The organism is Pseudomonas sp. RP-B7 (assembly GCF_059803535.1).
Window position 1 is genome coordinate 151,253 of the sequence record NZ_JAPFHC010000012.1, and the last position, 13,353, is coordinate 164,605.

The window sequence follows — 13,353 nt, forward strand, 5'->3', positions numbered from 1 at the left end:
TCGCTTCACACAGGAACTGTCAGCTTCATAATAGGCGCCAGTCAGCAAATAGTTTGATGGCAGGATCAACAAGGCTTCGATGAAAAATTCTTTTGGTTTCACTTGGTATCTGGCGGGGCTGAGCATGCTCGGTTACCTCGCCATGGACATGTACTTACCGGCGTTCGGCGCCATGGGCGCGCAGTTGCAGATTGGCGCGGGGGCGGTGGGCGCCAGCTTGAGTATTTTCCTTGGCGGTTTTGCGCTGGGGCAGTTGGTATGGGGGCCGTTGTCCGACCGCCTGGGGCGCAAGCCGATCCTGCTCGCGGGCTTGAGCCTGTTTGTGCTGGGTTGCGCGGGTATGTTCTGGGTCGAGACGGCGGCGCAGTTGCTTGCGCTGCGCTTTATCCAGGCGATTGGCGTGTGTTCCGCCGCCGTGAGCTGGCAGGCGCTGGTGATTGACCGTTATCCGGCCGACAAGGCTCATCGCGTGTTCGCCAGCATCATGCCGTTGATGTCTCTGTCGCCGGCCCTGGCGCCGTTGCTGGGGGCGCTGGTGTTGAACCATTTGGGTTGGCAGGCGATCTTCGGGGTATTGCTCGGTGTGTCGCTGCTGCTGTTATTGCCGACATTGTTCCTGCGCACTTTGCCGAAACGTCGGACGCAAGAAAGCGAACCTGTGCGCCTCGGTTATGGCCAGTTGCTCGGTTCCCGCGTGTTTACCGGCAACGTAATGATCTTCGCTGCCTGCTCTGCCAGTTTCTTCGCCTGGCTGACGGCTTCCCCCTTCATCCTTGGCGACATGGGCTACAGCCCGAACGATATTGGCCTGAGCTACGTGTTGCCCACGTTGGCGTTTCTGGTCGGAGGTTATAGCTGCCGCAGCGCCTTGCAGCGTTTCCAGGGCAAGACGCTGTTGCCCTGGTTGCTGGTGGCGTATTGCATCAGCATTTTGGCGTTGTACCTGGTGGCGACGTTGAGCGTGCCGACTCTCACCACGTTGTTGATTCCGTTCTGCCTGATGGCGTTGGTCAACGGTGCCAGTTACCCCATCGTGGTGGCGAATGCACTGATGCCATTTGCCGAAAACTCCGGCAAGGCGGCCGCCCTGCAAAACACCCTGCAACTGGGGCTGTGCTTTCTCAGCAGCTTGCTGGTGTCGTCGCTGATCGACCAGCCGCTATTGATTACTGTGATTGTGATGTTGGCGACCGCGCCGCTGGCGGTGTTGGGTTATTGGCTGGCGCGGCCGAAGGCTGACAATGGCGAACTGGCGAACGTTTGACCTGAAAACTCGATGAAAAAATGTGGGAGCGGGCTTGCTCGCGAATGCGCTAGATCAGTCAATGCTGTTCCAACTGATACACCGCATTCGCGAGCAAGCCCGCTCCCACATTTTGATCCGGTTTCTTCAGTTGCCTGGCGGTAGGCTAAAAGGTGATTTCCATATTCACCGTCGGCGTCGACGTACGACTGCCCCGGCCGCCGTCCACACCAAACTTGTTGTGCCAATACTCATAACCCACGCCGAGATACAGGTTCGGCTTCACGCTTTTACCCGGGCGCACCGCCACCATCAACGCGCTGCGCATCAGCGCTTCCGGCGCGGTGTCGCGGCCGTGGTAGTCCTCGCCTTTCTCGCCGACGTAGTTGATGAAACCCTGGAATTTCGCCGCATGGTTGGCGATTTCGAATGGGCGCATCCAGGTCAGGTTGAGCATGTAGGTGTCGTCGAAGGTGTGGTTCGACTCCCGCGCGCCAGGGATGCCGGTGTGGTTCTTTTCCTTGTAGTACAAAAGGCTCAGGTCCAGCACACCGACGGTGTTGAACTTCAAGGTCGGGCCAATCACCACCGCACGTTTTTTCGCCGAGGCGAAGTTGTTGTTGCGGTTGGCATCGAAGCCCAGGGTCAGCGCGTAATCCTTGATCAGGCCGGTGCCCAGCGGCACATCAAATACCCGTGAGGCATACAGTTGGTGGCGGTACACCGCATACACCTCGCTGCCGCCATGGTCAGTACCCTTGCGTGGGTCGCTGCTGTCGGAGAGGAATACATCCAGGTTCAGAAAGTTGCTGCCGTACGCGTAACCGCTGGCGTGGGTGAAGCTGTAGATGCGCTTGCTGAATTCGTCGGGGTTGTTCGGATTGGTGAACTGTTGGCCGTAGCGGAATCCTACGCTGTTGTTCATCCATTCCACCGCGACAGCCTCCCCGCCGCCGAGGAGTGCGAGTAAAACGGTTGCGCCGTGCAGTGCCTTTTTCATTGTTTTAGTTCCTTTGGCGTTTGGCTCATGGCGGCCTTGCAGGGGCCGCCGGGCGCAGTATCGACACAACGCTGGCGCGCACCAAAGAACAGAATCTCGCCTGGGCCGATGCCGAAACGGCAGCAGCCGGGTTGCCTGAGAAGTCAGGAAATACGTGGCGCTGCGCCGGTTTCGTCGCGTTCGCGCAGGGCGATTTCTTCGCCCAACAAATGCGCCAGCGCCTGCACGGCCACCGGCAGGTCGCGTTCCTTGCGTGCATACACGCCCAAATCGCTGAAGATGCCGCCCTGGTCACTCAACGGGATATGCAGCAGTTCGCCGCGCGCCAGGTCGGCCTCGATGCCGATACGGGTCTGGAAGGCGATGCCCAATTGCTGGCGTGCCAGTTGACGGGCCAGTTCCATCGAGTTGCTGTGCAGCAGGGCTTTGCCTGGTGCTGCGCGTTTGTGCAGCGGCGCGATCAGGTGGTGCACCGACAGCTCGCTCTTGGCCTGGATCACTCCGTGTTCGCAACACTGCCCGTAGCTGACACAGCTTTCTCCCGCCAACGCGTGCGCCGGTGCCATGAGTGCACCCAAGCGGAAATGGCCGACACACAGCTGGGTGATTTCGCCACTGCGGGGTAGGGCAAATGCCAGCCCCAGATCCGCCTGGCCGTTGATCACCGCGCTGGGGATCGACTGCGAACCCTGCACCGTGACGCCAATCGTGACCTTCGGATAGCGCTCGCGCATGCGCTTGAGTGCGGTGGGCAGCAGTTCGACGGCGGCACCTTCCACCGTGGCGATCTCCACGTGGCCGGTCTGCACACCATGCAAGCCATCCAGTTCGCCGCGCACCCGTTCCACATCCTGCAGCAGCAAGCTGATGTGGCGCGTCAGGATCTCGCCCGCCGCCGTCACGCGCAGGCCGCCGGGCAAACGCTCGAACAATGTTGCGCCCATCTCGTCCTCCAGCTTGAGGATCTGCCGGTTCACCGCCGACGACGCCACGTTCAGGCGCCGCGCGGCTTCGCGGATCGAGTGACAGCGTCGCACCATGTCGAAGTAGTAGATGGCCGGGGCGTGGATGCGCAGTTTGCGGTTGAGCATTTTTTTCAGGTCCTTTTGCGCAGGTGTTCGAGCCACAGGGCAGGGCGGCTGAATGGATTTTTGTAACGGCGATTACCAGCTTGTTGTGAAATTGATTGTATACAACTCTATGGACATCCTCTGTTTCCTTTGCATACAGTGATTGCACAACAAAAACAGAGATCCCCTCACCATGACTATCCCGAAGGCTTCACCGCAGCGGCCTGAAGATGAAAATCTCGGCGTCGCCGCCAACATGGCTTACGGCCTGCAGCATGTCCTCACCATGTACGGCGGCATCGTTGCCGTGCCGTTGATCGTCGGCCAGGCGGCCGGGCTGTCGCCGGCGGACATCGGCTTGTTGATCGCCGCGTCGCTGTTTGCCGGTGGCCTGGCCACGCTGTTGCAAACCCTGGGTTTACCGTTCTTTGGTTGTCAGTTGCCGCTGGTGCAGGGCGTGTCGTTTGCCGGTGTGGCAACCATGGTGGCAATCGTTGGCAGCGACGGCGCTGGCGGGGTGCCAGCGATTCTCGGCGCGGTGATGGCCGCGTCGTTCATCGGGTTGCTGATTACCCCGGTGTTTTCGCGAATTACCAAGTTCTTCCCGCCGTTGGTGACCGGCATCGTCATCACCACCATCGGCCTGACCCTGATGCCCGTTGCGGCGCGCTGGGCCATGGGCGGCAATAGCCGTGCGGCGGATTTTGGCAGCATGTCGAATATCGGCCTGGCGGCGCTGACCCTGGTGCTGGTGCTGTTGTTGAGCAAGATCGGCAGCGCGACCATTTCCCGTCTGTCGATCCTGCTGGCGATGGTGATCGGCACCGTGATCGCGGTGTTCCTGGGCATGGCCGACTTCTCCGGCGTGACCCAGGGGCCGATGTTCGGTTTTCCTACGCCATTCCATTTCGGCATGCCAACCTTCCATGTGGCCGCGATCATTTCCATGTGCATCGTGGTGATGGTGACGCTGGTGGAAACCTCGGCGGACATCCTTGCGGTCGGCGAGATCATCGACACCAAGGTCGACTCCAAGCGCCTGGGCAACGGCTTGCGCGCCGACATGCTGTCGAGCATGTTTGCGCCGATCTTTGGCTCGTTCACCCAGAGCGCCTTTGCGCAGAACGTCGGCCTGGTGGCGGTTACCGGGGTCAAGAGCCGCTTTGTGGTGGCCACGGGCGGGTTGTTCCTGGTGATCCTCGGCCTGCTGCCGTTCATGGGCCGAGTGATTGCGGCGGTGCCCACGTCAGTACTCGGCGGGGCCGGGATTGTGCTGTTCGGCACCGTGGCGGCGAGCGGGATCCGCACGCTGTCGAAGGTTGACTACCGCAACAACATGAACCTGATCATCGTCGCCACTTCCATCGGTTTTGGCATGATCCCGATTGCCGCGCCGAGCTTCTACGATCATTTCCCGAGTTGGTTCGCGACCATCTTCCATTCGGGGATCAGCTCGTCGGCGATCATGGCGATCCTGTTGAACCTGGCGTTCAACCACTTCACGGCGGGTAATTCGGATCAGCAATCGGTGTTCGTGGCGGGGACGGAACGCAGCTTGTGCTTCCAAGATGTGGCGGCGTTGCGTGATGGGGATTACTTCCGGGGCGGGAAATTGTTTGATGCCGAGGGCAAGGAAATCCCGTTGGTGGCGCAGGTGCAGAAGCGCACGGCCCTGCCCGAGGCCACCGAGGTTTAAAAATGTGTGCGGGCTTGCTCGCGAAGGCGGTGGATCAGCCAATGAATCTGTTGACTGACACACCGCCTTCGCGAGCAAGCCCGTTCCCACATGTGGAATTCAGCCCGTCTTCAGCGCTTGGTGTTTTACAGAACAGGCGTCATCCAAAAACTTCACCACAGTCCCCATGCACGCTTGGCGTTCTTCCACATGGGGCATGTGGCTGGAGTCTTCAAACAGTGCCCAGCGCACGTCCGCGATCTCGTCCAGGAACGGCTTGACCACCAATGGCGTGGCCTCGTCGTGCCGGCCGGAGATCACCAGGGTCGGCACCTGGATCGCCGACAACCGGCCAATCGACTTCCAGTCCTTCAAGCTGCCGATCACGTGGAATTCGGTCGGGCCGCTCATGGCGTGGTACACCGTGGGGTCTGAGTCGACTTGGGCAAAGGTGCGCGCCACTTCTTCCGGCCACGGGTTGACCCGGCACACGTGCTGGTCATAGAAAATCCGCGAGGCGGCGAGGTATTCCGGGTCTTGGTAGGTGCCGGCGGCTTCGTGCTTGAGCAAGGTTTCGTGCACGCCTTCGGGCAACAGCTTGCGCAGGCGATTGGCTTCGCTGACCCAGGTGCGCATGCACGTCGGCGAGTTGGCTGGGATAAACGCGCGCAGGCCTTTGGGTTGGCGGATCGCATGTTCACTGCCGAGCATTCCGCCCCAGGACTGGCCGAGGATTGCGTAGTTGTCGCTGATGTTCAGTTGGTCGAGCAGGTTGTCGAGTTCGTCGAGGAACAACTCGACGGTCCAGAACGACGGGTCTTTATCCGGCAAGTGGGTGGAGCGGCCGTTGCCGAGTTGATCGTAGTGGATCACGGCATGGCCGCTGGCCGCGACGTCCTTGAAGGCGTCTACGTAGTCGTGGGTGCAACCGGGGCCGCCGTGGATGATCACCAGCGGCGTGCGGCCGGTGGTCAGGTCGCCGGTAACACGGTACCAAGTCTGGTAGGCGCCAAACGCCGCATACCCTTCGCGGATTTTTTCGATGAATTCCATTTCGTACCCTGCTCGTGAAAAAAAGGATCAGGGACACGATAGTCGGCACGCCAAATTTAGGTAACTAGCAAAACAGCTAGGTTTTACTCTCTGGTCAATCTTCCAGGAGCCGGTAATGGGTGGCACGGACCACCGCTTGCACGCGGTTCTTGGCCCCCAGTTTATGCATCGCCGAGGCCAGGTGCAGGGTCACAACGGCCAGCGAACGGCTCAGTTGCGTGGCAATTTCGGCCGCAGTGAGGCCGTCGGCGGCCCATTTCAGGCACTCGCGTTCGCGTTTGGTCAGGTGAATATGCGGGTAGGTGCGTAGCTCTTTGCTGAACAGCGGGTAGGCCGCTTCCTGCAAGGCGTGGGTAATCAGGCTGAAATCCGCGAGGGTCTGCTGTGCATCCTCCAGTACGCTGCGCGCCTTGCCGATGCGCAAGCCCGTCAACGAGGCGAAACCGCCGCGGGGCAGGTGGATCGGCACGCTGACGCCGCAGGTCAGTTGGCGTTCGTGCAGGTAGGACGAAACAGGAGCATGGCAGGGGTCGATGATCTTTTGCAGGGCCGTCTGGGCTTTTGCCTCGTAGGACCAGACAAACGGCGATACCGTGCTCAAGGCCAGGTGTTGCACCGGGTCGATCTGGTAGAAGCCTTCGCTGCACCACAAGGCGTGCCAGTCTGGTGGGGTGTTGCGCAACTCCAGCACCGAGGGGGTGATCAAGGCGCCGTCGTGATCGATGGGCACCGGGGTGTAGTCGTACACCAGCGCATCGAAACCCAACTGTTGGGCGAGGATAAAGGTGTTGTCCATCTGTTCGTCCAGGCTCCTGCCCGGCATCAGACGATTATTGAAGGCAGTAAGCTTGGCCAGCATCCGTTCTGCTCCCGAATTCATTTGAATCTCGACTTGCGGCAAGTAGAATGCCACGCCCCGGCGAAGGACTGCCAGGCCAAACCTATAAGAAATACTAGGTTATGGACGCACGGCAACCTCGGTAGTGTTGGCCTGATCAACGGCCGCTGCCAGCCAGGCTGATACCACACAAGGAACGTATGCATGTGGCGTGAAATTGCCCCCGACCAGCAATACAACGTGAGAGTCGACGGCCACAACCTCGTGGTCTACAGCTTCGGCGACGGCGATGAGGTGCTCTTGTGTCTCAACGGTGGCCCGGGCCTGCCGTGTGACTATTTGCGCGACGCCCATGGCTGGCTCAAGGAGCATAACCTGCGAGTGGTTGCATTCGACCAGCTTGGCACGGGCGCATCAGCCAGACCCACCGATGTTTCCCTGTGGGAAATCGGCCGTTATGTCGAAGAAGTCGAAACCGTCCGCCAAACCCTGAACCTGGGGCGTGTGCATTTGCTCGGGCACTCCTGGGGCGGTTGGCTCGGCATCGAATACGCCATTCATTACCCCGATGCGCTGAAAAGCCTGATCCTCGAAAACACCGTCGGCGACATTCCGCACTTGTCCCAGGAACTTGAACGCCTGCGCGGTGCCCTTGGCAGCGAAACCGTGGCAATGATGCAGCGCCATGAAGCCATGGGCACCCTCGATCATCCGCAGTATCAGGCCGCAATCACCCTGCTCAACTACCGTCACGTGTGCCGCCTGGACGAGTGGCCGGAGCCGGTCAAGCGCTCCCTCGGCGACTGGAACATGGGCCCGTACGAAACCATGCAAGGCCCCAACGAATTCCTCTACGTCGGCAACCTCAAGGACTGGAACCGCATCGCCGAAATGGCCGAGTTCAAGATGCCGACACTGATCACCACCGGCCAACACGACGAACTCACCCCGGCCTGCGCCATGCGCATGAAGATGGCGGTCAAGCACGCTGAACTGCACGTATTCCCCAACAGCAGCCATATGCCGTTTTACGAAGAGCCCCAGGCGTACTTCCCGGTGCTACTCGACTTCCTCGCGCGTCACCGAGGCTGACGGATGAACCTGGCGCGCTACCGTTTTGTGCTGTCCCGGCCACTGCAATTGCTGCCGGTGCTGTTTGGCATCAGCCTGATCACCTTCATCCTGGTGCGCTCGATCCCCGGCGACCCGGCGCGCGCCTTGCTCGGCTCGCGCAGCACGCCGGATGCGTTGCTGAAGATCCGCGCCCAGTACGGCCTCGACCAGCCGCTGTGGCTGCAATATTTCTACTTCCTGAAGAACCTGCTCAAGGGCGATCTCGGCCAGTCGCTGTTATACAAGGTTGACGCCTTGAAACTGATCGTCACCCGCATCGAGCCGACCCTGGTGCTGGTGCTCGGCAGCGTACTGCTGGCGTTGCTGATCGCGGTGCCGCTGGCCACCCTGGCGGCGCGCAATAAAGGCGGTTGGGTGGACAACCTGATCCGGGTGTTCACCACGGTCGGCCTGGGCATGCCGGCATTCTGGCTGGGCTTGATGCTGATTCTGTTGTTGAGCGTGCAGTGGGGCTTGTTCCCGGTATCCGGCTACGGCCGCACCTTTCTCGACAAGGCGCACCATATGGTCTTGCCGTGCCTGACCATTGCCCTGGCGCTGTCGGCGGTGCTGGTGCGCAACCTGCGTGCGAGCATGCTGATGGAGTTGCAAGCCGATCACGTCACCGCCGCTCGGGCACGGGGTCTGTCAGAAGCCGCGGTATTTCGCCGGCATGTACTGCCCAATTCCCTGGTGCCGGCGGTCAACCTGCTGGCGGTGAATATCGGCTGGCTGATCAGCGGCACGGTGGTGATCGAAAGCCTGTTCGCCATCCCCGGTATCGGCCAATTGCTAGTGCGCGGCATTTTCACCCGTGACTACATGGTGGTGCAGGGCGTGGCCATGGTGCTGGCGTGTGCGACGGTGCTGGTCAACTTTGTCGCCGACGTGGTGACGGTGGCCCTCGACCCACGGGTGAAGATGCAATGAGCAGCCGCCCGTTGATTGCACCCTGGCGCTTGCGCCTGCGCTTGGGTTTTCGCAATGGTCGGCTGACCGCTGCGTGGGGGTTGTTGATCCTGCTGTTGTGGTTTGTCCTGGCGTTGCTTGCGCCATGGATCGCGCCCTATGACCCGATTGCGCAGAACACCGATTTCAGCCTGTTGGGCCCCAGCTGGGCGCATCCTTTCGGCACCGATAACTACGGCCGCGACATTCTCTCCAGGGTGATCTGGGGCGCACGCATCGATCTGCAACTGGCGATTGTCGGGGTGATCTTCCCGTTCATGATCGGCACCTTTGTCGGCGCGGTGTCGGGCTATATCGGCGGGCGCTTCGACAGCTTCTGCATGCGCGTGATCGACGTGATCCTGGCGTTTCCGTTCCTGGTGCTGATGCTGGCGATCATGGCCATCCTCGGGCCGGGCCTGAAGAGTTTCTACATCGCCATGGCGCTTGTGGGCTGGGTGTCGTATGCGCGCTTGATCCGCTCGCAGATCCTGGTGCTCAAGGAAAGCGATTTTGCCCTGGCCGCCAAGAGCCTGGGCTTTGGTCATGGGCGCATTCTGTTCCGGCATCTGCTGCCGAATGCGATGTTTGGCTCGATTGTGTTTTCCATGTCGGACGCGGTACTGGTGCTGCTCAACGGTGCGGCCGTGAGCTACCTGGGGCTGGGTGTGCAACCGCCCACTGCCGAGTGGGGGACGATGGTCGCCGAAGGGCAGGCGTTCATCACCACCGCCTGGTGGATCTGTACGTTCCCCGGCCTGGCCATCGTCACCTTGGCCATGGGTTTCAGCCTGCTGGCCGATGGTGTCGCGCAAGTGTTGGGGGATCGTTCATGAGCCTGTTGCAGGTGCAGGACCTGAGTGTGATTGCCAACAATGCCGGGCGCGATGTGACCCTGGTGGATCGCGTGTCGTTTGAGCTGGCCGAAGGCGAAATCCTCGGCCTGGTGGGCGAGAGCGGTTCGGGCAAGACCATGGCCTGTCGCGGCCTGATGCGCCTGTTGCCGTCGCCGAACCTGCGCGTGCAGGGCGGCGCCGTCCGGCTTGCCGGACAGGACTTGTTGCAGTTGGACGATGCCGGCATGCGGGCTGTGCGCGGTGGGCAACTGGGCATGATCTTCCAGAACCCGAGCAGCCACCTCGACCCGCTGATGCGCATCGGCGAACAGATCGCCGAGGGCATTCGCCTGCATCAGGGTGCCTCGAAAAAAGACGCACGCCTGCAAGCCATCGAGGTGCTGCGCCAAGTCGGCATTCCCGATCCCCAGGCGCGAGTCGACAACTACCCCCACGAGTTTTCCGGTGGCATGCGCCAACGCGCGATGATCGCCGTGGCCCTGGGCTGCAACCCGAAAGTGCTGATCGCCGACGAGCCGACCACTGCGCTCGATGTGACCGTGCAGGCGCAGATCCTGCGGCTACTGCTGGACCTGCGCGACCGTCGCGGCCTGTCGCTCATCATGATCACCCACGACCTCGGCGTGGTGGCGCAGACCTGCGATTCCATCGCGGTGATGTACGCCGGGCGCCTGTGTGAACACGGCAGCAAGTACGAACTGCTGGCCCATCCGCAACACCCGTACACGGCGGGCCTGATTGATTGCCAACCGGCCCATAGCAGCGGTCACGCCTTGTTGCGCACCATCGCCGGGCAACCGCCGCTGCTCGATGCATTGCCCGCCGGCTGCCGCTTCAGCCCGCGCTGCCCGCAGGTCGGCGCCTTGTGCACACAAGTGCTGCCGGAAGGTGCGCGAGTCGCCTGTCATTACCCACTGGGGGGGCCGGCATGAGCCTGTTGCAGATCAAGGACCTGGAAGTGAAATTCGCCGCGTCCGGCACCGGCTTGTTCGGCTTGAATAAGCAGTGGGTGAGGGCGGTGAACGGGGTTTCGCTGAACCTGGCGGCGGGGCAAACCCTGGGCTTGGTCGGCGAGTCCGGCAGCGGCAAGAGCACATTGGGCCGGGCGATCTTGCACCTCAATCCGATCAGCGCCGGGCAGGTGCTGTTCGATGGCGTCGACATGGCCCATGGCAGCCCCATCGACATCGCACGCCTGCGCCATGAAACCGCGATGATTTTCCAGGACCCCTACGCCGCGCTGAATCCGCGCCACACCGTCGGTGAAACCATCGCCGAAGTGCTGCGGGTGCAGCGCAAGGTCGCGCCAGGGCAGATCCCGGCCCGGGTCGATGAACTGCTCGAACTGGTGGGCCTGCGCCCCGAACTGGCCAGCCGCAAGCCCGGCGCCCTCAGCGGCGGCCAGTGCCAGCGCGTCGGCATCGCTCGGGCGCTGGCGGTGGAGCCGCGCTTGATCATTGCCGATGAGTGTGTGGCGGCACTGGATGTGTCGATCCAGGGCCAGATCATCAACCTGTTGCTGGAACTGCAACAGCGCATGAACCTGGCGATCCTGTTTATCGCCCATGACCTGGCCATCGTGCGCCGCCTGTGCGACCGGGTGGCGGTGATGTACCTGGGCAAGATCGTAGAGGAAGGGCCGGTGGAAGCGGTCTTCACCACGCCGCGCCATCCGTACACGGCTGCGCTGATCCAGGCGATTCCCGAGATCGATCCGCACAAACCTTTGCCTACTGAACCCTTGCCTGGTGAGCCACCGAGCCCACTGAATCTGCCTACTGGTTGCGCCTTTCACCCGCGTTGCCGGCATGCGCAAACGATGTGTGCCGCGGTGTTGCCGCCCACCCATTTCCTGCACGAGCATCGATACAGTTGCGTGCTTGAAGAACCCTTGCTTTAACCCTCTGCCATTCATTAACAAGGAGTTGTGATATGCAATCGCGCCACTTGAAGTCTCTCGCCGCCGCTACATTGACCCTATGGTCCCTGACTACCGGGTTGGCGCAAGCCGCTGGGGTACTGACCATCGGCTGTCGTGAAGACAGCACCACGTTCGACCCGATCAAAAGCGCGCAAAACCGCGATACCTGGGTGTTCGCCAACGTTTACGACACCCTGGTGCGCGTGGATAACCTGGGCACCAAGATGGAGCCGGGGCTGGCAGAAAGTTGGGATATTTCCAAGGACGGCCTGACCTACACTTTCAAGCTGCGGGATGCGAAGTTCTCCGACGGTTCGCCGATCACCGCCGAGGATGCGGCGTTCAGCCTGTTGCGCATCCGCGACAACAAGGCTTCGCTGTGGGCTGACCCGTTCAACCTGATCAACACGGCCAAGGCGACGGATCCGAAAACCCTGGTGGTCACCCTCAAGACTCCGGCCGTAGCCTTCCTCTCGCAATTGGCGTCGCCGACGGTATCGATCCTGTCGGAAAAAGCCATGACCAAGATGGGCGAAGACGCCTATTCGGAAAACCCGGTGACCTCCGGCGCGTTCACCGTAGACGAGTGGCGCAAGGGCGATCGTGTGATCCTGAAGAAGAACCCGAACTTCTGGCAGGCCAAGAACGTGAGCCTGGATGGCGTGGAGTGGGTCTCGGTGACCGACGACAACACGCGCATGCGCATGGTGCAGAACAACGAGCTGGATACGGCGATCTTCGTGCCGTTCTCGCGGGTTGAAGAACTGAAGAAAGACAAGAACGTGGTGATCCACGCCGACCCGTCGACCCGTGAAGATCATCTGTTGATCAACCACGAGCACGGCCTGCTGGCCAAGCCCGAAGTGCGTCAGGCACTGGACCTGGCCATCGACAAACAATCGCTGGTGAAGACCGCCACCTACGGTCAGGGCACTGTGGCGTATTCCTATATCCCCAAGGGCTCGCTGTACCACTACGCCAACAACCTGCAACGCCCGTACGACCCGGCCGAAGCCAAGAAACTGCTGGCGGCTGCCGGTGCCAAGGACTTGAAGCTCAACTATGTGGTCAACGCCGGCAACGAAGCCGACGAGCAGATCGCGGTGATCATCAAGGACCAACTGGCCAAGGTCGGCGTGACCGCCAACCTGCAAAAGGTCGACCCGACCCAGAGCTGGCAGATGCTGGTGGACGGTGAGTACGATATTTCGGTGATGTACTGGACCAACGACATCCTCGACCCGGACCAGAAGACCACCTTCGTGCTGGGCCACGACACCAACCAGAACTACATGACTCGCTACAAGAACGACAAGGTCAAGGGCCTGGTGGCAGCCGCGCGGATCGAAGCGGACCCGGCCAAGCGTGAGCAGATGTATGTGCAATTGCAGAAGTTGGCGAAGCAGGATGTGAACTGGATCGACTTGTACTACAGCCCGTATATCAATATCTCGCGCAGCAATATCAGTAACTTCCTGCAGAACCCGTTGGGCCGCTTCACCCTTGAAGAAGTGGTGAAAAACTAGCTAACACCGCAATAAAAAATGTGGGAGCGGGCTTGGGGGGGGGGGGGGGGGGGGGGGGGGGGGGGGGGGGGGGGGGGGGGGGGGGGGGGGGGGGGGGGGGGGGGGGGGG

Annotated in this window: 12 protein-coding genes; 8 read left to right on the forward strand and 4 right to left on the reverse strand. The window is 61.3% G+C overall.

Annotated features, from left to right (window positions below; translation table 11 throughout):
- The first annotated feature begins 79 nt into the window (after window positions 1–79).
- Window positions 80–1,264 carry a purine nucleoside transporter PunC gene (gene punC, locus OPU96_RS13875; protein ID WP_498559243.1) on the forward strand — a complete coding sequence of 395 codons (1,185 nt, stop codon included), beginning with the start codon at window positions 80–82 and terminating at the stop codon, window positions 1,262–1,264.
- Between the two features lie 145 nt (window positions 1,265–1,409).
- Here punC and OPU96_RS13880 read toward each other — a convergent pair whose 3' ends face one another.
- Together OPU96_RS13880 and OPU96_RS13885 are read right to left on the reverse strand one after the other, a co-directional pair.
- Window positions 1,410–2,243, reverse strand: coding sequence for a nucleoside-binding protein (locus tag OPU96_RS13880; RefSeq protein ID WP_192298669.1), 834 nt, complete (start codon window positions 2,241–2,243; stop codon window positions 1,410–1,412).
- A 143-nt stretch (window positions 2,244–2,386) separates the two neighbouring features.
- Window positions 2,387–3,334: a LysR family transcriptional regulator gene (locus OPU96_RS13885; RefSeq protein ID WP_305392278.1), complete on the reverse strand. Its 948-nt coding sequence runs from the start codon at window positions 3,332–3,334 to the stop codon at window positions 2,387–2,389.
- Between the two features lie 172 nt (window positions 3,335–3,506).
- Here OPU96_RS13885 and OPU96_RS13890 point away from each other — a divergent pair, with 172 nt between their 5' ends.
- Window positions 3,507–5,009, forward strand: coding sequence for a nucleobase:cation symporter-2 family protein (locus OPU96_RS13890; protein ID WP_498559244.1), 1,503 nt, complete (start codon window positions 3,507–3,509; stop codon window positions 5,007–5,009).
- Window positions 5,010–5,108: 99 nt separating this feature from the next.
- Here the strand turns inward: OPU96_RS13890 and OPU96_RS13895 are convergent, their stop codons facing one another.
- Together OPU96_RS13895 and OPU96_RS13900 are read right to left on the reverse strand one after the other, a co-directional pair.
- On the reverse strand, window positions 5,109–6,041 hold the full coding sequence (locus OPU96_RS13895) for a proline iminopeptidase-family hydrolase (RefSeq protein ID WP_498559245.1): 933 nt from the start codon (window positions 6,039–6,041) through the stop codon (window positions 5,109–5,111).
- Between the two features lie 94 nt (window positions 6,042–6,135).
- Window positions 6,136–6,900, reverse strand: a complete 765-nt coding sequence (locus OPU96_RS13900) for a LuxR family transcriptional regulator (protein WP_192298673.1) — start codon at window positions 6,898–6,900, stop codon at window positions 6,136–6,138.
- Window positions 6,901–7,083: 183 nt separating this feature from the next.
- Between OPU96_RS13900 and OPU96_RS13905 the strand changes: the two genes are divergently transcribed.
- The 6 genes from OPU96_RS13905 to OPU96_RS13930 are packed head-to-tail and all read left to right on the forward strand — an operon-like array spanning window position 7,084 to window position 13,244.
- The gene (locus OPU96_RS13905) at window positions 7,084–7,971 is read left to right on the forward strand and encodes a proline iminopeptidase-family hydrolase (RefSeq protein ID WP_192298674.1); all 888 of its coding nucleotides are present in this window, start codon (window positions 7,084–7,086) and stop codon (window positions 7,969–7,971) included.
- A 3-nt stretch (window positions 7,972–7,974) separates the two neighbouring features.
- Window positions 7,975–8,922 carry an ABC transporter permease gene (locus OPU96_RS13910; protein ID WP_192298675.1) on the forward strand — a complete coding sequence of 316 codons (948 nt, stop codon included), beginning with the start codon at window positions 7,975–7,977 and terminating at the stop codon, window positions 8,920–8,922.
- The gene (locus OPU96_RS13915) at window positions 8,919–9,776 is read left to right on the forward strand and encodes an ABC transporter permease (protein WP_305392280.1); all 858 of its coding nucleotides are present in this window, start codon (window positions 8,919–8,921) and stop codon (window positions 9,774–9,776) included. Before OPU96_RS13910 ends, OPU96_RS13915 begins: the two co-directional genes overlap by 4 nt.
- Window positions 9,773–10,729 carry an ABC transporter ATP-binding protein gene (locus OPU96_RS13920; RefSeq protein ID WP_498559246.1) on the forward strand — a complete coding sequence of 319 codons (957 nt, stop codon included), beginning with the start codon at window positions 9,773–9,775 and terminating at the stop codon, window positions 10,727–10,729. Before OPU96_RS13915 ends, OPU96_RS13920 begins: the two co-directional genes overlap by 4 nt.
- Window positions 10,726–11,697, forward strand: coding sequence for an ABC transporter ATP-binding protein (locus OPU96_RS13925; RefSeq protein WP_226455352.1), 972 nt, complete (start codon window positions 10,726–10,728; stop codon window positions 11,695–11,697). The genes OPU96_RS13920 and OPU96_RS13925 overlap by 4 nt, the downstream gene beginning before the upstream one ends.
- Window positions 11,698–11,729: 32 nt before the next feature.
- Window positions 11,730–13,244, forward strand: a complete 1,515-nt coding sequence (locus OPU96_RS13930; protein ID WP_498559247.1) for an ABC transporter substrate-binding protein — start codon at window positions 11,730–11,732, stop codon at window positions 13,242–13,244.
- The last annotated feature ends 109 nt before the right edge of the window (window positions 13,245–13,353 follow it).

Coding starts and splice junctions, on each gene's coding strand:
- OPU96_RS13915 (WP_305392280.1), top strand. CDS start 8,919: ATGAGCAGCCGCCCGTTGATTGCACCCTGGCGCTTGCGCCTGCGCTTG.
- OPU96_RS13930 (WP_498559247.1), top strand. CDS start 11,730: ATGCAATCGCGCCACTTGAAGTCTCTCGCCGCCGCTACATTGACCCTA.
- OPU96_RS13910 (WP_192298675.1), top strand. CDS start 7,975: ATGAACCTGGCGCGCTACCGTTTTGTGCTGTCCCGGCCACTGCAATTG.
- OPU96_RS13905 (WP_192298674.1), top strand. CDS start 7,084: ATGTGGCGTGAAATTGCCCCCGACCAGCAATACAACGTGAGAGTCGAC.
- OPU96_RS13880 (WP_192298669.1), bottom strand. CDS start 2,243: ATGAAAAAGGCACTGCACGGCGCAACCGTTTTACTCGCACTCCTCGGC.
- OPU96_RS13920 (WP_498559246.1), top strand. CDS start 9,773: ATGAGCCTGTTGCAGGTGCAGGACCTGAGTGTGATTGCCAACAATGCC.
- OPU96_RS13900 (WP_192298673.1), bottom strand. CDS start 6,900: ATGCTGGCCAAGCTTACTGCCTTCAATAATCGTCTGATGCCGGGCAGG.
- OPU96_RS13925 (WP_226455352.1), top strand. CDS start 10,726: ATGAGCCTGTTGCAGATCAAGGACCTGGAAGTGAAATTCGCCGCGTCC.
- OPU96_RS13885 (WP_305392278.1), bottom strand. CDS start 3,334: ATGCTCAACCGCAAACTGCGCATCCACGCCCCGGCCATCTACTACTTC.
- OPU96_RS13890 (WP_498559244.1), top strand. CDS start 3,507: ATGACTATCCCGAAGGCTTCACCGCAGCGGCCTGAAGATGAAAATCTC.
- OPU96_RS13895 (WP_498559245.1), bottom strand. CDS start 6,041: ATGGAATTCATCGAAAAAATCCGCGAAGGGTATGCGGCGTTTGGCGCC.
- punC (WP_498559243.1), top strand. CDS start 80: ATGAAAAATTCTTTTGGTTTCACTTGGTATCTGGCGGGGCTGAGCATG.